Annotated in this window: 14 protein-coding genes and 1 pseudogene; 11 read left to right on the forward strand and 4 right to left on the reverse strand. The window is 72.0% G+C overall.

Annotated features, from left to right (window positions below; all coding sequences use genetic code 11):
• The first annotated feature begins 251 nt into the window (after positions 1-251).
• From OG519_RS17450 to OG519_RS17460, 3 genes are all read left to right on the forward strand, one after another.
• Positions 252-1796 (forward strand): Na+/H+ antiporter, encoded by a 1545-nt coding sequence (locus tag OG519_RS17450; RefSeq protein ID WP_405584443.1) that lies wholly within the window; start codon positions 252-254, stop codon positions 1794-1796.
• Positions 1797-1875: 79 nt separating this feature from the next.
• Entirely contained in the window at positions 1876-2700 is an 825-nt protein-coding gene (locus OG519_RS17455) for a hypothetical protein (protein ID WP_405584445.1), read from the forward strand.
• A gap of 377 nt (positions 2701-3077) precedes the next feature.
• Positions 3078-5069 carry an amino acid transporter gene (locus tag OG519_RS17460; RefSeq protein ID WP_405592800.1) on the forward strand — a complete coding sequence of 664 codons (1992 nt, stop codon included), beginning with the start codon at positions 3078-3080 and terminating at the stop codon, positions 5067-5069.
• Between the two features lie 58 nt (positions 5070-5127).
• On the opposite strand, the gene OG519_RS17465 is transcribed toward OG519_RS17460, so the two are convergent.
• Positions 5128-7686, reverse strand: coding sequence for an ATP-binding protein (locus tag OG519_RS17465; RefSeq protein WP_405584447.1), 2559 nt, complete (start codon positions 7684-7686; stop codon positions 5128-5130).
• Between the two features lie 388 nt (positions 7687-8074).
• On the opposite strand from OG519_RS17465, the gene OG519_RS17470 reads away from it, so the two are divergent.
• The 5 genes from OG519_RS17470 to OG519_RS17490 all read left to right on the forward strand — a co-directional run bounded on the left by OG519_RS17470 (position 8075) and on the right by OG519_RS17490 (position 13716).
• The gene (locus OG519_RS17470; protein WP_405584450.1) at positions 8075-8800 is read left to right on the forward strand and encodes an SAV_915 family protein; all 726 of its coding nucleotides are present in this window, start codon (positions 8075-8077) and stop codon (positions 8798-8800) included.
• 9 nt (positions 8801-8809) lie between these two features.
• Positions 8810-10162 (forward strand): diaminopimelate decarboxylase, encoded by a 1353-nt coding sequence (gene lysA, locus OG519_RS17475; protein WP_405584452.1) that lies wholly within the window; start codon positions 8810-8812, stop codon positions 10160-10162.
• A gap of 403 nt (positions 10163-10565) precedes the next feature.
• Positions 10566-11501: an aldo/keto reductase family oxidoreductase gene (locus tag OG519_RS17480; RefSeq protein WP_405584454.1), complete on the forward strand. Its 936-nt coding sequence runs from the start codon at positions 10566-10568 to the stop codon at positions 11499-11501.
• A gap of 533 nt (positions 11502-12034) precedes the next feature.
• Positions 12035-12595, forward strand: coding sequence for a hypothetical protein (locus tag OG519_RS17485; protein WP_405584457.1), 561 nt, complete (start codon positions 12035-12037; stop codon positions 12593-12595).
• A 107-nt stretch (positions 12596-12702) separates the two neighbouring features.
• Positions 12703-13716, forward strand: a complete 1014-nt coding sequence (locus OG519_RS17490; protein WP_405584460.1) for an acetamidase/formamidase family protein — start codon at positions 12703-12705, stop codon at positions 13714-13716.
• 138 nt (positions 13717-13854) lie between these two features.
• Here the strand turns inward: OG519_RS17490 and OG519_RS17495 are convergent, their stop codons facing one another.
• Both OG519_RS17495 and OG519_RS17500 read right to left on the reverse strand, forming a co-directional pair.
• Positions 13855-14229, reverse strand: coding sequence for a hypothetical protein (locus OG519_RS17495; RefSeq protein ID WP_405584463.1), 375 nt, complete (start codon positions 14227-14229; stop codon positions 13855-13857).
• 270 nt (positions 14230-14499) lie between these two features.
• A complete protein-coding gene (locus OG519_RS17500) occupies positions 14500-14631 on the reverse strand; it encodes a hypothetical protein (protein ID WP_405584466.1) in 132 nt (43 codons plus the stop codon).
• An 86-nt stretch (positions 14632-14717) separates the two neighbouring features.
• On the opposite strand from OG519_RS17500, the pseudogene OG519_RS17505 reads away from it, so the two are divergent.
• A pseudogene (locus OG519_RS17505) lies at positions 14718-15344 on the forward strand (glycoside hydrolase family 15 protein); the annotation flags it as partial.
• 139 nt (positions 15345-15483) lie between these two features.
• Here the strand turns inward: OG519_RS17505 and OG519_RS17510 are convergent.
• Entirely contained in the window at positions 15484-17187 is a 1704-nt protein-coding gene (locus OG519_RS17510) for an alpha-keto acid decarboxylase family protein (protein WP_405584469.1), read from the reverse strand.
• A 395-nt stretch (positions 17188-17582) separates the two neighbouring features.
• On the opposite strand from OG519_RS17510, the gene OG519_RS17515 reads away from it, so the two are divergent.
• Together OG519_RS17515 and OG519_RS17520 are read left to right on the forward strand one after the other, a co-directional pair.
• The gene (locus tag OG519_RS17515) at positions 17583-18566 is read left to right on the forward strand and encodes an aldo/keto reductase (RefSeq protein ID WP_405584471.1); all 984 of its coding nucleotides are present in this window, start codon (positions 17583-17585) and stop codon (positions 18564-18566) included.
• Positions 18567-18973: 407 nt separating this feature from the next.
• On the forward strand, positions 18974-19426 hold the full coding sequence (locus tag OG519_RS17520; RefSeq protein ID WP_405584474.1) for a type II toxin-antitoxin system PemK/MazF family toxin: 453 nt from the start codon (positions 18974-18976) through the stop codon (positions 19424-19426).
• Positions 19427-19458 lie beyond the last annotated feature (32 nt).

Consider the following 19458-nt stretch of genomic DNA (forward strand, 5'->3'; position numbering starts at 1 on the left):
GGGGCTGGTGGGTCGGGGATCGTTCACAACCTCCCTTCGGGGCTGTGGCGTTCACGGATGGGTCCCGGCGGGCGCTTCATTCGTTCGAGGGATCTCGGGGCAGCACGGACGGGTGGAGCGGCGCGAAGGCCGTGGGGGCGGAAAGTCCGATAATCTGGCCGTGGTGTGCCGGGAAGTCTGGTCGGCGCGGGGTAAGGAACGGCGGCCGGGAAGCGGCCCCCGCGGCCCCGGTGACGACCTGGGGTGTCCGGATGCGCGACGTCGGAGCCGTACTCGGCCTGGTGGTGCTCGCCACCGCCGTGGCCACCTTCGCCCGGCGCGGCCGGATCCCCGCACCGCCGCTGCTCGTACTCGCCGGTCTCGCGGTGGCGCTGATACCGGGGGTGCCCCCCTTCCGGATCCCGCCGCAGGCCATCGCCCTCTTCGTACTGCCCCCGCTGCTCCAGGCCGCGGCCGAGGAACTGTCGCCGCGTGACCTCAAAGCGGTGTGGCGGCCGGTGACCGTGCTGGCGTTCGGGCTGGTGCTGGCGTCCGCGGCGGCCGTCGGCGCGTTGGCGGTCGCGGTGACCCCGCTGTCCGGGCCGATGGCCTTCGTGCTGGGCGCGGTGCTGGCAAGCACCGACCCGGTGGCGGTGACCGCGCTCGGCCGGCGGCTGGCGCTGCCGGGGCGGGTGCAGACGCTGGTGCAGGCCGAGAGCCTCTTCAACGACGCGACCTCACTGGTGCTCTTCAAGGTCGCGGTGACCGCCGCGGTCGCCGCCGGCGCGGTCCACGCGGGCGCGGCGGCCGGCGAGTTCGTCCTGCTGGCCGGCGGCGGTACGGCGGTGGGCGCCGTCGTGGCCGGGCTGGTCGGGCTGATCCGGCGGCGCACCACCGACCCCGTACTGGAGACGGTGATCGCCCTCGTCACCCCCTATACGGCGTACGTCTTCGCGGAGTCGGCGCACACCTCGGGCGTGACGGCGGTGGTGGTCGCGGGCGTGATGCTCGGCCGGTCGGGCCACCGGCTGTCCGACGCGCGGATACGGCTCCAGCTCTCGGCGGTCAACGCGGTGGTGGTGTTTCTGCTGGAGAGCGTGGTGTTCAGCGTGGTGGGGCTCGAACTGCCCACCCTGGTGCGGGCGTTGCCGGACGGCACCGGCGCCTGGCCGGTGCAGGCGCTGGCCGTCGCCGGGGCGCTGCTCTGCCTGCGGGTGCTGTGGGTGCTGCCGATGGCCTCGGTGGTCGGGCCGCGGCGCGGGCAGCCGGCGTGGCGGGTGGCGGGCGTGGTCACCTGGGCCGGCACCCGGGGCGTGATGCCGCTGGCCGCCGCGTTGTCCATCCCGCTCACCGCGCACGACGGCAGTGCCCTGCCGGGGCGCCCGCTGGTGCTGGTGCTGACCACCGCCGTGGTGGTCCTCACCCTCGTCGTCCAGGGCCTGACGCTGGGCGGGGTGGTCGGCCGGTCGGGGCTCGCCCTGGAGCCCGAGCACACCGCCCGGGAGGAGGCCGGCGCCCGCGACGCGCTCGACCGGGCCGCGCTGGCCCGGGTCGACCAGCTCGCGGGCCTGGAGACGCACCCGGAGGCCGCGCTGCTCGGCATCCGCCGGCACTTGGTCGCCCGCCTGGACAACACTGAGGACGGCCCGACGGGCGACCGCCTCGAAGAGGCCTACGTCGGCCTGCGGCGGGAGGTGATCCGGGTGGCCAACGAGGAGCTGCGGCAGCTCTACACGGCGCACCGGATCAGCGACACGACCCGGCGCAGGCTCCAGCACGAGCTGGATCTGGCGGAGGCGGGTCTGGGTGACCGGTGAGTACCCGAATGTCCCGGCCTGGGCGCCAAGTTGACGAGGTGAACTTGACGGCACAGGTTTATCGGCCATACTGCCCGGCGTGGAGCAGCGCATAGGTTCGAGCAGCCCGCCGGTGCCACCCGCAGGGATCGATCCTGCGTACATTCCCGGCCTCACGCCCCCGCCCCCGGCCGAGGGGCGGGCCGACGACGCGGTGCCGACGGCGGACATTCCGCCCGAAGCGGCCGAAATCACCCCAGGTAAACCAGGTAAGGCGGCGCGGTCCGCCACCGCCCCGGAAGCCGACGAGTCTGCCGAGGGGGCGCCCCGGCTTGACAAGGGTGCCCTCGTCGCCGACGACGCCGGTCCCGAGGACGCGGCCGCCGGGTCCGAGAGCGCGGCTGACGGCGATGCCGATGTCGACGGGGATGTCGCTGACGCCGACGAAAGCGCCGCGGACGGCCTCCCGGTCTTCGAGGTCACCGACCGGCGCGGCGCGATCATCGCCGACGCCGCCGGCGTCACCTTCCGGCTGGACGACCAGGAGGCGGAGTTCGGCTGGGACGAGATCGGCGCGGTCGAGATCGACACGCCCCGGTTCGGCCGCCGTTTCTCGGTCACCGTCTACACCTCCACCCGCCGCTGGTTCCAGACGGACGTGGAGGCCCCCTCCCGCGCCGTCCTGAAGCAGTGGACGGCCGAACTCGACGCGGTGCTCGACGCCCGCTTCGAGGAGGGCGGTACGGAGGAGGAGTCCGAGCCCGGGGTTTCGGCGGACAAAGCTGACATAACGGATGCTCGGCCCGAGGTGGAAGCGGAAGCCGAAGCCGAAGCTGACGCTGAGGTCGACGGGGACGCCGACGCCGAGGTCGAGGAAAAGCCCGCCAAGGCGACCGGCAAGGCCGGGACCGAGTCGAAGGCTTGATCCGTAGTCCGAAGTCCGCCCGTTAGCAATCCAGATCGGGGGCAGGCGCCATCCGCGCCTGCCCCCGACCCATGTCCGCGGACCCGTCCGCCGGCCCCCTGCCCCACCTCTCGCCGCCGCCTCGCCGCCCCCGATGGAGACGCATCTCACGCGTTAAGAACCCGCTAAGGACCCGGGGGCCGCCCTCCCCCGCGTACATACGCTGTGCGTACGCTGACCCGCGCTGTGTTGACGTCGGCACGGCCCCGGGGAGGCCGGACCCGCGCCCCGGACCCTTCGCCCCGGAACCTTCCGGACCTCGGATGCCGCCCGGCAGCCGTAAGAACAGGAGCTCGACCTTGGCCACCACCGCCTCGACCGGCGGCCTTCGTGCCTGGATGTTGAAGGGCATGTCCGACATGGCCAAGACCCCGCCGCGCGGACGGCAGGGCGGCCGTCAGGGGGCCGGCGGCACGCTGGAGCCCGGCCGGCCGGAGCAGCTCACGGCGTCCGACGCGGTGGATGCGGCCGACGCGGCGGAATCGGCCGAGCACCAGGGCCAACGCTGGTGGCGGGTGATGTGCCTCACCGGCGTGGACTACTTCTCCACCCTCGGCTACCAGCCGGGCATCGCCGCGCTCGCCGCTGGACTGCTCTCGCCGATCGCCACCGTCGTCCTGGTCGTGGTCACCCTGGCCGGCGCGCTGCCGGTCTACCGCCGGGTGGCCGAGGACAGTCCGCACGGCGAGGGCTCGATCGCGATGCTGGAACGGCTGCTGTCGTTCTGGAAGGGCAAGCTCTTCGTCCTGGCGCTGCTGGGCTTCGCGGCGACCGACTTCCTGATCACCATCACCTTGTCCGCGGCCGACGCCTCCACCCACCTGGTGGAGAACCCGCACTTCACCAGTGCCCTGCACAGCCACCAACTGCTGATCACGCTGGTGCTGGTGGCGCTGCTCGGCGCGGTCTTCCTCAAGGGCTTCCTGGAGGCCATCGGGGTCGCGGTGGTGCTCGTCGCGCTCTATCTGGTGCTCAACGTGGTGGTGGTCGGCGTCGGGCTGTGGCACGTGCTCAGCGCCCCGCACCTGGTGACGGACTGGCGCCACGGGCTGACCATGGAGCGCGGCAACGTCTTCGTGATGATCGGTGTGTCCCTGCTGATCTTCCCGAAGCTGGCGCTCGGCATGTCCGGCTTCGAGACCGGTGTCGCGGTCATGCCGCACGTCCAGGGGGACCCCGGCGACTCCGAGGAGAATCCGGCCGGCCGGATCCGGGACACCAAGAAGCTGCTCACCACGGCGGCGCTGATCATGAGCGTCTTCCTGATCGCGACCAGCTTCATCACCACCGTGCTGATACCCAAGGCCGACTTCCAGGTCGGCGGCCAGGCCAATGGCCGCGCGCTGGCGTTCCTCGCCCATCAGTACCTGGGATCGGCCTTCGGCACGGTCTACGACTTCTCGACCATCGCCATCCTCTGGTTCGCCGGCGCCTCGGCGATGGCCGGGCTGCTCAACCTGATGCCGCGCTATCTGCCGCGCTACGGGATGGCGCCGCACTGGGCGCGGGCGGTACGGCCGATGGTGCTGGTGTTCACCCTGGTCGCGTTCCTGGTGACGTGGATCTTCGACGCCAGCGTGGACAAGCAGGGCGGCGCGTACGCCACGGGTGTGCTGGTGCTGATGAGTTCGGCGGCGATCGCGGTGACCATCGCGTCCCGCAAGGCCGGGCAGCGCGGCTGGACGGTCGGCTTCGGGGTCATCGCGGTGGTCTTCCTCTACACGACGGTGGTCAACGTCGTGGAGCGGCCGGACGGTGTGAAGATCGGTGCGTGCTTCATCGGCGGCATCGTGCTGGTGTCGCTGCTGTCCCGGCTGGCCCGGGCCTTCGAGCTGCGGGTGACGAGTGTCGAGCTGGACGACATGGCGGCGCGGTTCGTACGGGACATCGCCAGCCGCCGGATCCGGTTCATCGCCAATGAGCCGGGGGAGCGGGACGCGGCGGAGTACCGCGACAAGGTGAAGCAGATCAGGGCGGACAACGACATCCCGACCGAGGACGATCTGGTCTTCGTCGAGGTGACGGTGCTGGACGCGTCGGAGTTCGAGTCGGCGGTGACCGTGCACGGGCATGTGCTGCACGGGCGCTACCGGGTGCTGTCGCTGGAGAGCTCGTCCATTCCGAACGCGCTGGCGGCTCTCTTGCTGCACGTGCGTGACGTGACCGGATGCCAGCCGCACATCTACTTCGAGTGGACGGAGGGGAGTCCGTTCGCGAACTTCCTCCGCTTCTTCCTTTTCGGCCACGGTGAGGTGGCTCCGGTCACCCGTGAGGTGCTCCGCGAGGCCGAGTCCGACCGCACCCGCCGCCCCCGCGTCCACGTCGGCTGAGACGCTCCGCCAGGGGCGCGGCGAACTGCGCCCTCAGCCACGGCGTCCCTGCGGGTCGTCACCGGCCCGGAGGGGCTGTCGCTGTCGTGTCCGGCCCACCGGCCGGTGGTGGGTCGCTCGCGCCGTTCCCCGCGCCCCTTTGGGGCGGAACCGGCCCGGGGTCGGGCGCCGCCGGCAGCGACAGGACCATGGTCAGCCCGCCGCCAGGCGTGTCCTCAGGGGTGAGCGTGCCGCGCATCGCCTCGGTCAGGCCGCGCGCCAGCGCCAAGCCGAGCCCGAGCCCCGTGCTGTTGTCCGTGTCCCCCATCCGCTGAAACGCCTCGAAGACCCGCTCCCGGTTCTCCTCGGCCAGCCCCGGCCCGCGGTCGATGACCCGCAACTCCACCCGGTCGCCGAGCGCGCTCGCGGTGAGCAGCACCGGCTTGCCGGGCGGCGCGTGCCGGACCGCGTTGCTGATCAGATTGGCGACGACCCGCTCGAGCAGCGGCGGGTCGGCCCGTACCGCCGGCGCCTGCTCCAGACCGTGCGCGACCACGTCGGAAGCGGCCTCCAGCGACTCCAGGGCGGCCGGCAGCACCTCTTCCAGGGTGGTGGTCCGCACCTTGAGCGACAGTGCGCCCGCCTGGAGCCTGCTCATGTCCAGCAGGTTGTCCACCAGCCGGTTGAGCCGGCTCAGCGACTCCTCTGCGGTGGCGAGCAGTTCGTCCCGGTCCTCGTCGGAGAAGCGCACGTCCTGGCTGCGCAGCGAACTGACCGCGGCCCAGCCGACCGCCAGCGGGGTGCGCAGATCGTGGCTGACCGCGGCCAGCAGCGCGGTCCGCATCCGGTCGGCGGCCTTCACCGGTTCGATCTCCGCCGCCGCCTCGGCGAGCCGGGCCCGCTCCACCGCCACCGAGACGTGCGCCGCGAAGGCGGCCAGCACCCGCTGGTCGGCGGCGGGCAGCGACCGCCCGCGCAGCACCAGCACCGAACCGCCGCCGGCCGGCACCTGCACCGCCGAGTCGTCATCGACCGGTCCCGGGGCCAGCTCCGCGCTGTCCATCCCGAAGGTCTCCCTGGCCCGTTCCAGCAGCGTGGGCAGCACGTCACCGCCCCGGACGATGCCGCCGGCCAGCGACGACAGCGTCTCCGCCTCGGCGGTGGCCCGGGCCGCCCGGCGCGAGAGCCGCAGCGAGCGGTCCACGATCGCCGCGACCGTACCGGCGACCACCACGAACACCGCGAGCGCCAGGATGTTGTTGGGCTCGGCGATGGTGAACTTCCCGATCGGCGGGATGAACCAGTAGTTCAGCACCAGCGACGCGGTGATCGACGCGACCACCGCGGACAGCACGCCGCCGACGCACGCCACCGCCACCACGGTCAGCAGGAACAGCAGCGCCTCGCTGGTCAGGTTGAGACTGCCCCGGTTGCCCGCGAGGATCGCGGCCAGCGCGAACGGCAGCACCAGACCGGCCACCGGCCCGGCGATCAGCCGCGAGGTGCTCAGGGTGCGGCGGCGGGACGGCAGCAGCCGCCCCCGGCCGGCCCGCTCGTGGGTGACGATGTGCACGTCGATCTCGTCCGAGCTGGTCACGGTCGTGTCGCCGATGCCCCGCCCGGTCAGCAGCTTCTCCAGCCGGCCGCGCCTGCTGGAGCCGAGCACGAGCTGGGTGGCGCCGGCGCCGCGGGCGAATTCCAGCAGCGCGCCGGGCACGTTGTCGCCGACCACCGAGTGGTAGCTGCCGCCGAGGCTCTCCACCAACTGCCGCTGCCGGGCCAGCGCCACCGGCGAGGAGCCGGTGGCCAGGCCGTCGCTGCGGGCCACATGCACCGCGAGCAGGTCGCCGCCGGCCGAGCGGTCGGCGATACGGGCCGCCCGGCGGATCAGCGTCTGGCCCTCGGGGCCGCCGGTGAGCGCCACCACGACACGTTCCCTGGTCTCCCAGACACCCCCTATGCCGTGGTCGCTGCGGTACTTCTGGAGCGCCTCGTCCACCCGTCCCGCCACCCACAGCAGGGCGAGTTCGCGCAGCGCGGTGAGGTTGCCGATCCGGAAGTAGTTGGCGAGGGCCGCGTCGATCTTCTCCGGGGCGTAGACGTTGCCGTGCGCGAGCCGGCGCCGCAGCGCGTCGGCGGGCATGTCGACCAGCTCGATCTGGAACGCCCGGCGGACCGCCTCGTCCGGCACGGTCTCCCGCTGCGGCACCTCGGTGATCTTCTCGACGACGTCGTTGACCGACTCCAGATGCTGGATGTTGACGGTGGTGACCACGTCGATCCCGGCCGCGAGCAGCGTCTCCACGTCCTGCCAGCGCTTGGCGTTGCGGCTGCCCGGCGGATTGGTGTGCGGCAGCTCGTCCACCAGCGCGACCTCGGGCCTGCGCGCCAGCACGGCGTCCAGGTCGAGCTCGCTGAGCACGGCGCCGCGGTACTCCCGCTCGATCCGGGGCACGACCTCCAGGCCGGCCAGCTTCGCCAGCGTGTACGGCCGGTTGTGGCACTCCACGAACGCCACCACCACGTCGGTGCCGCGTGCCATCCGGCGGCGGCCCTCGTCCAGCATCCGGTAGGTCTTGCCGACACCGGGAGCGGCCCCGAGGAAAACCTTCAGCCGGCCGGGCCGGGGTTCGGACATGGCGCTTCTCCGGTGGTCGAGCAGTTCGTGCGGGGCGGGGCGGGGGCGTGGTGCGGGGCGCGGTGCGGCTTCCTCAAGGCAAACGGGCGGGGGCCGCGGCTACCAGCGCGTTAACGCTTTCCTTGCACCTCCCGGCAGTACGTTGACGCGCCGTTGACGGTGGGGTGGGGGCCCGCCTTACGAGCTCCGGGGCCGGTCGGCGCCGGCCGGGGCCGTCGGGGGTCAGTCGGGCGGCGGACGCCGCGTCAAGCGCGCGTCAGGGAACGGGGTGCCGCGTCAAGTCGGCGTCAGCGAGCACCCGGGGTGGGGCGGGGCCGGGCATAGCGTTTTCGGCAGTGCCACGAACCCCTCCCCGTGGGTTCCGGCCGAACGTGTAAGGAGAAAGCACATGTCGTCGAGTCGCACGGCGGAGGACGCCGAGCCCCTTGATCGGGTCCCGGCCGGACACCCCCTCTACGTCCCGGTCCGGTCGGGGCCCCTGGGCTACGCCGCCCGTTTCTTCCGCACCCCCCTCGGCGGCCGTACCGCCGTCGCCTTCACCTCCGAGCAGCGGCTGATCCGTACGCTGGGCGCCGGCCAGGAGTGGATCAGGCTCTCCGAGCCGGCGCTGCGCGCGCTGGCCGCGCCGCTGGGCGTCGCCACGCTGCGGATCGACCCCCGGCTGTCGGCCCCGGCCGCGCGGCACGCGGGGTCGCTGCCGCTCGGGCTGAGCGAGCCGACGCCGGCGCCGGTGGCCGAGCCCGCCCGCGCTGCGGTTGGCGTGGCCGAGCCTGTGCGCGCTGCGGTTTCCGTGGCCGGGGCTCGGGCCGAATCCGCCGCCGCGCCCGTTCGTACGCCCGCGTCCGTACCCGCGGTGGTCGCCGTCCGGCCCGACACCCGGGCTGACCGGCGCGTGCGGCCGGTACCGGTCGTACCCGCCGAAGCGGCCGACCGCCCCGTACCGGCCGAAGCGGCCGAGCGGGCAAGTACGCCCGCGTCCGTACCTGCCGTGGCTGCCTTCCGGCCCGAGACCCGGGCTGACCGGCGCGTACGGCCCGTACCGGCTGTACCGGTCGACCGCCCCGCCCTGGCCGAAGCGGCCGAGCGGCCCACCCATCACCTGCTGATCGGCTGAGAGGGCACCGTGTCGATCTCTGTGACCCCCGCGGCGCTCCCCGCGCCTCCGCACGTGCCCGCCGACGACGACCTCTCGGTGTGGCCCGCGTCCACCCTGGCCCTGGCCGACGGCGATCTCGCCGTCGGCGGGGTGCCGCTCGCCGAGGTCGCCGACCGTTTCGGCACCCCGGTCTACCTCCTCGACGAGGAGGAGGTGCGCTCCCGCTGCCGTACGTACCGGGCCGCCTTCCCCGACGCCGACGTGGTCTACGCCGCCAAGGCGTATCTGTGCCGGGCGGTGGCCCGCTGGGTGCGCGAGGAGGGGTTCGGCCTCGACGTGGTGTCGGCCGGCGAGCTGGAACTCGCGGTCACCACCGGCTTCCCGCCGGACCGCATCCTGCTGCACGGCAACGCCAAGAGCCCGGAGGACCTGCGGACGGCGCTGCGGCTCGGCGTCGGCCGGATCGTCATCGACAGCGCCGGCGAGATCGCCCGGCTGGCCGCCCTGGTCCCGCCGGGCGACCGGCAACGGGTGCTGCTGCGGGTGGTGCCCGGGGTGGCGGCGGGCGGTCACCCGTCGATCCGTACGGGTACCGAGGACCAGAAGTTCGGCCTGTCGATCACCGACGGCTCCGCGCAGCACGCGGTGGACCGGGTTCTCGGCCAGCCGGGCCTCGAACTGGCCGGTCTGCACTGCCACATCGGCTCGCAGATCACCACGGTCAAGCCGTACGTTGCGGCGCTGCGGCGGCTGATCGGGCTGATGGCGAGGATCCGGGACCAGTACGGGGTGGTGCTGCCGGAACTCGACCTCGGCGGCGGCCACGCGGTGGCCTACCGGCCAGGGGAGAGCGCGCTCGACATCACCGCGCTCGCCACCCGGATCCGGGCGGAGCTGGCCGAGGGCTGCGCGCGGGCCGGGCTGCCGGTGCCGCGGCTCACCCTCGAACCCGGGCGGGCGGTGATCGGTCCGGCGGGGGTCGCCGTCTACCGCGTCCTCACGGTCAAGCGCGCGGCGGGTCGCACGCTGGTCGCGGTCGACGGCGGCATGAGCGACAACCCGCGGCCGGCTCTCTACGGCGTGCGGTACGCGCCCCGGCTCGTCGGCCGCACCCACGCCGCCGCGCGCGCGAACGTCGATGTCGTCGGCCGCTACTGCGAGGCGGGCGACATCCTCGCGGCGGATGTCCCGCTGCCCGAGGACGTACGCCCCGGCGACCTCCTCGCCCTCCCGGTGGCGGGGGCGTACCACCTCTCCATGGCCTCCACGTACAACATGGTCGGCCGCCCCCCAGTAGTCGCCGTCTCCCACGCCCACCCCCGCCTCCTGATCCGCCGCGAGTCCTTCGAGGACATGAGCGCGCGCGACGTCAGCGAATAGCCGTGCCCCGCAGGGGCGCGAGAACCTGCGCGCTGAGCCACGACGTTGCCGCGGGTTGTCACCGGCAGGGTGGGGCTGTTGCTGTCGTTGCCGGTCCACCGGCGGGTGGCCGGTTGCTCGCGCCGTTCCGCCCCCAGAGCTTCGCCTGGGGGTACCCCCAGCGCCTCCCGGCGGGGGCGCCCCCCGCCAGGGGCGCGAGGAACTGCGCGCTGAGCCACGACGTTGCCGCGGGTTGTCACCGGCAGGGTGGGGCTGTTCCGGTCGTATCCGGACCACCGGCCGGTGGTGGGTTGCCCCGCGCTGCTGCGGGGCGCCCCGCCGGGGGCGCGAGCCCCGGTCAAAACCCACGCGCGGAGGGGGCGCGCGTAGTGTGCGGAGCTGAGCGTCTGAAAGGAAAAGCTTCGTGAAGACCTTCACCCTCCCCGGCACCGACATCCTCGCCCCCAACGTCGTGCTCGGCCTCATGCGTATCGGCGACAAGACAGACGACGAGGTCCGCGACCTCGTCCGCACCGCCCGCGACGCGGGCATCGACTTCGTCGACCACGCCGACGTCTACGGCGCCAAACTCCACGACTGCGAACGCCGCTTCGCCGACGCGATGGCCCTGACCCCCTCGCAGCGCGACGAGATCACGATCCAGACCAAAGCGGGAATCGTGACGGACGGCCCGTACTACGACTTCTCCTACGAGCACATCATCGAATCCGTCGAGGGCTCACTCGCCGCCCTCCGCACCGACCGCATCGACATCCTCCTGCTGCACCGCCCCGACGCGCTGGTCGAGCCCGAAGAGGTCGCCCGCGCCTTCGACGAGCTCGAATCCTCGGGCAAGGTCCGCGCCTTCGGCGTCTCGAACCAGACCCCGCGCCAGATCGACCTGCTGCGCAAGCACGTGCGGCAGCCCATCGTGGCCAACCAGCTCCAGCTCTCGATCACGCACCAGCCGATCGTCGCTCAGGGCGTCTCCGCGAACATGCTCGCCGAGCAGCAGTCGGTCACCCTCGACGGCGGCGGGATCGTCGACTACTGCCGGCTGAACGACATCACCATCCAGGCGTGGTCGCCCTTCCAGGCCGGTTTCTTCACGGGTGTCTTCCTCGACTCGCCGGACTACCCCGAGCTGAACGCCGTGATCGACCGGCTCGCCGGCCACTACGACGTCCCCGCCATCGCGATCGCGACCGCCTGGATCACCCGCCACCCCGCTCAGATGCAGGTTGTGCTCGGCACCACCAGCCCCGAGCGCGTCGCGGGCGCCGCTCAGGGCTCCGAACTTCCGCTCACCCGGGCCGAGTGGTACGAACTCTTCCGCGCGGCGGGCCACCTCGTCCCCTGAGCCGTGCTTTGTCACCGGCCGGATGGGGTTCCTGTCGTGTCCGGTCCACCGGCTGGTGGGTGGTTGCTCGCGCAGTTCCTCGCGCCCCTTTGGGGCTTGGCCCTCGCTCCGGGGGGAGGTGCCGTGGCCCGAAGGGGTGCGAGGAACCGCGCGCTCAGCCGTAGCGCGGCCCGCGGGTCGTCGCCGGCCGGGCGGGGCTGTTGCTGTCGTGTCCGGTCCACCGGCCGGTGGGTGGTTGCTCGCGCAGTTCCCCGCGCCCCTTTGGGGCTTGGCCCTCGCTCCAGGGGGAGGTGCCGTGGCCCGAAGGGGCGCGAGGAACTGCGCGCTCAGCCGTAGCGCGGCCCGCAGGTCGTCACCGGCCCGAAGGGGCTGCACCTGCCGCTCCCGCTCCACCGCCAAGCTCGCGGGAGCCCCCGCCAGGCCAGGCCACGTATTAGGCTGGCGACAAGAGCCGCGAGCCCCGCGTCAGGGCACCGTCAACGCAGCGCCAACGCTCTGCTCCCGGGGCCGCACAAGCCCTACCGTGCGAGCCTATGAGACACGGCCACCCCTTCTCCGAGGTCAGCCACCGTCCCTCCGAGCGGAACGGCGGTAGCGCCCCCCGCGCGAAAGACCGCCGCTGGACCGGTCGGCTGCGGACGGCCCTCCTCTCGTCGGGGATCATGCTCACCCTCACCCTGGTCCTCGACGGGCTCGCCGGCTCACTCACCTGGCCGCGCGCGGCCCTCTGGACGGCCCTGTCGGGCCTGCTCCTCGCCGTCCTGCTGCCGCCCCGCACCAGCGCAGGCGACGGCTGGCTCGCGGTGCGCGGCCTCTTCCGCAAGCGCCGGGTCCGTACCGACCTGCTGGTCACCCTCCGCCTGGACGGAGCAATAGACCGCCGGCTTTACCTACGGGACGCGCTCGGCTCCTGCGCGCAGGTCGACCCCCGCGCCTTGGCCGCCAACCCCTTCCTGTGGCACGAACTCGACCGCGGCGCCCGCCGCTCCCGCTCAGCGGGACTCCTGCACGACACCCGCGGCCTGCGGGTCCTCACCGACGAGATCGACACCGCCGAGGCCCGCGCCCTCCTGAAGTCCGCCGACCTCCGCTGACCCCGGGCCCGCGCGGGCCCCGAGCCCGCGCTCACCCCGGACCCCCGCCGGTCCCGGGCACCCGGCCCCTTCAGCGAGGCCACCGCCAGGGCCTAGGCTCCGTGCCCATGGCCGACCCCATCATCCTCACCGTCCGCCCGGAACCCGGCTCGTACGCCTGGACCTTCGGCGGCGCCGCGCCCGTCGCGCGGATCGCGCCCGGGACCGTACTCGACCTCTACACCGAGGACTGCTTCGCGGGACGGGTGCGTTCCGCGCGGGATCTGGTCTCCGAGGTGTGCGAGTTCCCGTTCCTCAACCCGCAGACCGGGCCCTTCTACGTCGAGGGCGCCGAGGTCGGCGACACGGTGGCGGTGCACTTCGTCTCGGTGGAGCCGGCCCGCGACTGGGCGGCCTCCACCACCGTGCCGCTCTTCGGCGCGCTGACCTCCACCCACACCACCGCCACCCTCCAGCCGCCGCTGCCCGAGGTGGTCTGGATGTGGGAACTCGACCGGGAGCGGCGGACCTGCGCCTTCACCACCCGGGACGGCGATATGCGGCTCGAACTGCCGATGGACCCGATGCACGGCACGGTGGGGGTGGCCCCGGCCAATCTGGAGGTACGTTCCGCGCTCGTCCCCGACGCGCACGGCGGCAACATGGACACCCCCGAGATGCGGGCCGGTACGACCTGCTACCTCGGGGTGAACGTCGAGGGCGCGCTGCTCAGCCTGGGCGACGGCCACGCCCGGCAGGGTGAGGGGGAGACCTGCGGGGTGGCGGTGGAGTGCGCGATGAACACGGTGGTCGTGGTGGAGCTGCTCAAGGGGGTGGCCACGCCGTGGCCCCGGCTGGAGTCGGACACGTACATCATGTCGACCGGTTCGGCCCGGCCGCTGGAGGACGCGTTTCGGATCGCCCAGCTCGACATGGTGCGGTGGCTGGAGCGGGATTACGGCTTCGCCGAGCTGGACGCGTACCAGTTCCTTACCCAGGCGGGGGAGTCGCCGCTGGCGAACGTCTGTGACACGAACTACACGGCGCTGTCGAAGATCCGCAAGGCATGGCTCCCACCCGGCACCCCCCACCGCGACCTCCACCACCGCTTGCGCGAGACCGCGTCGCTCCTCACCGCGTAGGCCCGCGCCCCGCCACCGATGCGAGGGGCGGCCCGCTCGGCCAGACCGCGGCCCGCGGGTCGCCTTCAGTCGCGCCATGCCTACCCGATCAGCAAGCATCCTGAAAAAGCCTCACTGAATCCCGACCGCTCGCCATTGTCAGAGAAGAGTGAAGGTGACACCGGTAACGTAGCCGGCGGTCGGTGCGCCGAGGACTTCGTGCCAAGTCCCCGAGAAGGCTCCGGTGCCGTGGCCGTAGTGGACATATGGAACGGTGAAGGTGATGTCCTCGGTCATGGAGATCGCGGCGTTCTGGTCCAGCAGGCTGTAGCAGTCGGCACTTACGGTCTCCTCGGGGAAGACCAAGGTCGCCGTGGGATGCTCGGGCGTGAGGTCGACGTCCCAATAGTCCGGTGCGGGTGTGTAGCAAGAGAACACCGCCTCCGGGGCTGGGTCGGCTGACGCGTTCGGCGTCCAGGCAAGCAGAGGCAGGGCGGCAAGTGCCGCCGCGAGGAGTAATCGAGGTGTCCGCACGGGGGCTCCTTGACTCGACCCGGATCGGGCATCCCACTATCCGGCACACGATCGCGCCGCGCAGGGTGTCTTTCGGCCCACTTCGCGCCGGGCGCAGGCTTCCTCACCCGTGTCACCTGCGGGGCGTCGTAAGTGGCTGCACGCACGGTCGTTCCAGTGCACCGCCTCCGGGGGCGTCGGCCTCTCAGCACACCCGGCCGGTGGATTTCGCCGTACTTGCCTCGCCGATGCCACTCGGTTGATACGTGAACGCCGCGGCGAAACGGAGTATCAGTAGACCTCCGACCGTCGGGATCCCGGTCCGGCCGTCGAGGCATTTCCGCTGAAGACCAGCACATCCCTCTCGACCACCTGGAGAATGGACTGGGCCGTGAGATGGGCGGCGTTTCCGGTCGGATCCACGTCCAGTCCCCGGGTGATCCCCGAGACCCGCCGCCCGGTCGATCGGAGCAGGCGGGGGTCGCTCAGCGACCGGGCGAGGTCTCGGCGTGGGCAACGCCGCCTCCGACCAACTCCAGTTGGACATCTACGGCGAGGCGCTCTATTCAGTCGCGAAGGCTTACCGCGGCGTCAAAATAGCGGCGCAGTTCGGCCGGCCGGCGGACACACGGCGCTGGACCGGTGCTCGTGACGCCCTGCTCCAGCGGGTGACCGAGCAGGGGTGGAGTGACCGGCAGCAGGCGTACGTCCAGCAGTACGGCGGACCCGATGTGCTGGACGCCTCGCTGCTGCAGATGCCAGGGATGGGATTTCTCGCCCCGCGGGACCCCTCGTGGCTGTCGACCCTGGACGGCATGGAACGAACCCTGGTCTCGGACAGTCTGGTCCACCGCTATGACCCGGCCGCGTCCCCGGACGGCCTCCGGGGATCAGAGGGCACCTTCAGCCTCTGCACCTTTCTGTACGTCGACGCCCTGGCGCGCTCCGGACGCCTGCGTAAGGCGCGCTACACCTTCGAGAAAATGCAGACGTACGCCAACCACGTCGGCCTCTTCGCCGAAGAGATCGGCTCGACCGGTGAGCAACTCGGCAACTTTCCGCAGGCGTTCACCCACCTGTCGCTGATCAGCGCCGCCAGGGCGCTGGACGACGCCCTGGACGGAAAAGAGGGCTGATCGGCCTTCCGCACACCTGGACGCGGGTACGGGTCGCGGGCACCCGTTTCACCGGGCGGGGAGGCCCCTCGGGATACCGGTTGGAGCGTATCCCGTGGGCACGCCCTCCCCGGAGTCCTCCGGTTCGTGGTCCTTGTTGTCAGAGCTGGACACCGGCGCTGTGCTGCGGGCCGCGGGAGCCGTAGTCAGTCTCCGCCATGCCGTGGCCGGAGTCCATGATGAGCGGCGGCGCGTCGAATTTGTCCATGACCGCCTCGATGAAGATCATGCCGTCGTGCGGAGCGGCCAGGGCCTCCTTCAGTTCGCCCGGTGTCTTCACGACGAAGGTCCGGGCGGTCGTCCCCGGGTGCAGGACCTTCGGTAGTTCGGCGTAGGCCCAGTTGGCGACGTCGTTGAACTTCCCCTTTTTGCCACAGATCGTGCGTTCGACCGTGTAGCCGCCATTGTTGATCAGGAAGATGATGGGCTTGAGGTCGTGCCGCAGGATCGTCGACACCTCCTGCGCGGAGAGCTGGAAGGAACCGTCGCCCACGAAGAGCAGGTGCCGCCGCTCGGGCGCCGCCATCAGGGTGCCGAGGAGTGATCCCACGCTGTAGCCGATCGAGCCCCATACGGCCTGGGTGACGATCGGACACTTCGGCGGCAGTTGCAGCCCCCAGCAGCCGGCCTCCGAGGTGCCGTCCTCCGAGATGAGCACGTCGCCCTCGCGGATGAAGTCCTGGACGATGCTCCAGTACGCCGCCTGGGTGAGAGGGCTGCTCATCACGGCTGAGCTGGGTCCTTGCGCCTTCTCGGCCTGCCTGGAGTATCCGGAGCTCCTGGAAGGAGCCTTGTTGACGACCTCGCGGATCAGTTCTTTCAGGTACACGCCCTGGTAGTTGTCCGAACCGATGTCCACGGCGTCACCGCGAGCGTCGATGCGTCCGGCGGGGAGCGCGTCGCTGAAGCTCCCGGACGTCGTGTCCACCCGCCGCACGCCGATCGCCAGCAGGCCGTCGCTGTTCTCCACCGTCTCGCGGACCTCGGGCTTGCTGCCGGCGCCGGCGTACAGGCCGAGGAAGCGGGGGCTGGTCTCGTCGATGAGGCCCTTGACGGTGTTCATGACGGCGATCGGAAGACGCATCTTGTCCGCCAGCTCCACCACCTCGCCGGCCACGTCGAAGCGGTCCGCGTCGATGTCGAGGAGGATCGCGGGGGAGCCGGCGTTGGCGAGCCGGGCCACGATCGCGTCGGCGCACGTGCTCAGCCGTTCGGGATCGCTCGCCGGCATGGTGAGCCGCAGCGGCTCTTCCGGGACCTCGACATCCAGGTAGGAGATGTCGGACGGCACTTCCAGGTAGACCGGGAGCTTGCGCTGCCAGGCGGTGGTGATGAGCCGGTCGATCTCGGTGACGGCGTTCTGCGGTGTCAGCCTCGCCTGCGCCGCGGTGACCTGTGTGTAGCCGCGCATGACGTCGTCGTACTCGCTGTCGCCCGAGGTGTGGTGCATCAGCAGCTTCCGGTCCAGCGCCTTCAGCGGAACGGACCCGCAGACGCAGACGACGGGCACGTGCTCGCTGTAGGCCCCGGCGACACCGTTGATGGCGCTCCACGCCCCGACGCCGTGGGTCACCACGAGTCCCGAGATGCCGTTGAGCCGCGCGTACCCGTCTGCCGCGTAGGCGGCGTTCAGCTCGTTGCAGTTGCCCGCCCAGGTGAAGTCGTCACTGTTCTCCATCTGTAGCAGGAGCTGGAGGTTGTAGTCTCCGGCCACCCCGAACAGATGCGATATGCCCGCCTCGCGCAGGCGGCGCAGCAGGAAGTCGCCGATGGTCATCGTCGAGCGCGCGGTCTTGATCGTCACGTCGTTCCCTGTCTCGCGATTGCCTGAAACTCGTACCCGCCTCAGACAAACCCGCCCGGAGCACGCCCGCGACCCGAGGACAGCCGTCGGAGGGACACACGGACGGCGCGCGGTCGCCCCTCGGCCGAGGTGATGCCAGCAAAAAAACCCCGGCCGCCGGGCGAGCCCCGGACATCGCCGAAGACCCGCCGGTGCTCGCCGGCCGCGTGCCGGCCGCCGTCGCGGCTCACCTCACGGACGTCGACCCGACAGAGGCCATGGAGCCGCCGCGCTCATCATCTGCGTAAGCGGAGTCGTACACCCTCGCCGACTGTGTCCTAATTGCTGGCGGGTTCGGGCCACCGGGCCGGTGGGCGGTTGCCGGGGGGGCGGGCGCCCGACGTAGAGTCGGGGGCATGGAGCAGCGAGTACTGGGCAGGACGGGTCGCACCGTGTCGGTGGTCGGTCTCGGCACGTGGCAGTTGGGTGCCGACTGGGGCGACGTACGTGAGGAGGACGCGCTCGCGGTGCTGGACGCGTCCGTCGAGGCGGGCGTGACCTTCTTCGACACCGCGGACGTGTACGGCGACGGCCGCAGCGAGCAGCTCATCGGACGGTATCTGCGGCAGCGGCCGGAGGCGAACCTCTTCGTCGCCACCAAGATGGGCCGCCGCGCCGAGCAGCGCCCCGAGAACTACAGCCTGGACAACTTCCGCGCCTGGACCGACCGCTCCCGCGCCAACCTCGGCGTGGACACCCTCGACCTGGTCCAGCTCCACTGCCCGCCGACCGCCGTCTACTCCACCGACGCGGTGTTCGACGCGCTGGACACGCTGGTCGCCGAGAAGCGCGTCGCCAACTACGCGGTCAGCGTCGAGACGGTCGCCGAGGCGCTGGCGGCGATCGCCCGTCCCGGCGTGGCGGGCGTGCAGATCATTCTCAACGCCTTCCGGCTGAAGCCGCTGGAGCGGGTGCTGCCCGCCGCGGAGGCGGCCGGCGTCGGAATCATCGCGCGGGTGCCGCTGGCGTCCGGGCTGCTCAGCGGCAAGTACACCCGCGAGACCGTGTTCGCCGCCGACGACCACCGCACTTACAACCGGCACGGCGAGGCGTTCGACCAGGGCGAGACGTTCTCCGGCGTCGACTACGAGACCGGTCTCGAAGCGGCGGCGGAGTTCAGTGGGCTGGCGCCCGCGGGTGCTACGCCCGCGCAGACGGCGCTGCGCTGGGTCATTCAGCAGCCCGGCGTCACCTCGGTCATCCCGGGCGCCCGCTCGGTGGAGCAGGCGCGCGGGAACGCGGCGGCCGCGGGGATTGATCCGCTGGATCAGGGCACGTTGGACGCGGTGCGGGATCTTTATGATCGGCGGGTGCGGGGGCAGGTGCACGGTCGCTGGTAGTTGGGCGCTGGGCGCTGGCTCAGCGGGGCGGCGCTGGGTGCCGCCCCGTGCTGGCTTGCCCGGCGGCGGGGGTGCCGTTGCGCGGTTCCTCGCGCCCCTGAGAAGCGTTGGGTGCGGCTCGACGTCAGCTCACCGGCCTACCACGGTGCCGTCGCGCGGTTCCTCGCACCCCTGAAAAGCTCGGGTGCCGCCCGACGCTGACTCACCCGGCGGCCGGGGTGCCGTTGCGCGGTTCCCCGCGCCCCTGAAAAGCTCTCGCACCGCCCTGCGTCAGCTTGCCCGGCGGCGGGGGTGCCGTTGCGCGGTTCCCCGCGCCCCTGAAAAGCATCGGGCACCGTCGCCCCCTGTTCCCCCGGAGGGAACCCCTGGTGTTCGAGGGTGGGTTCGGACGCTCTACCGTCTTCGGGGTGACGACCTTCACTGACGACCACGCCGAATTCCCGGGCGCGAGCGGCCCGTATGCGACCACTGAGGCCGACCCGCTCGATGTGGGCCCGGTTCGGACCGAGTTCGCCCCGGCGCACGACGGGGATCCCGATCCGGGCGAAATCGTATGGACCTGGGTGCCGTTCGAGGAGAACGACGGCCGGGGCAAGGACCGCCCGGTGCTGGTGGTGGCCCGCGAGCCCGCGGGCACGCTGCTCGCCGTCCAGCTCTCCAGCAAGCGCCATGACCGCGACCGCGACTGGGTCGCCATCGGCGCCGGCCCCTGGGACCGCGAGGGCCGCGACTCCTGGGTGGCCGTGGACCGCGTCATGCGCCTGTACGAAGAGGGCATGCGGCGCGAGGCCTGCGCCCTCGACCGGGGCCGCTTCAACCTGGTGGTCAACCGCCTCAAGGAGCTCTACCGCTGGTCCTGACCGGCCCGACCCGGCGCTGACCCGCCGGCCAC

Origin of the sequence: Streptomyces sp. NBC_01190, assembly GCF_045039895.1 — a bacterium.
Classification (GTDB): domain Bacteria; phylum Actinomycetota; class Actinomycetes; order Streptomycetales; family Streptomycetaceae; genus Actinacidiphila.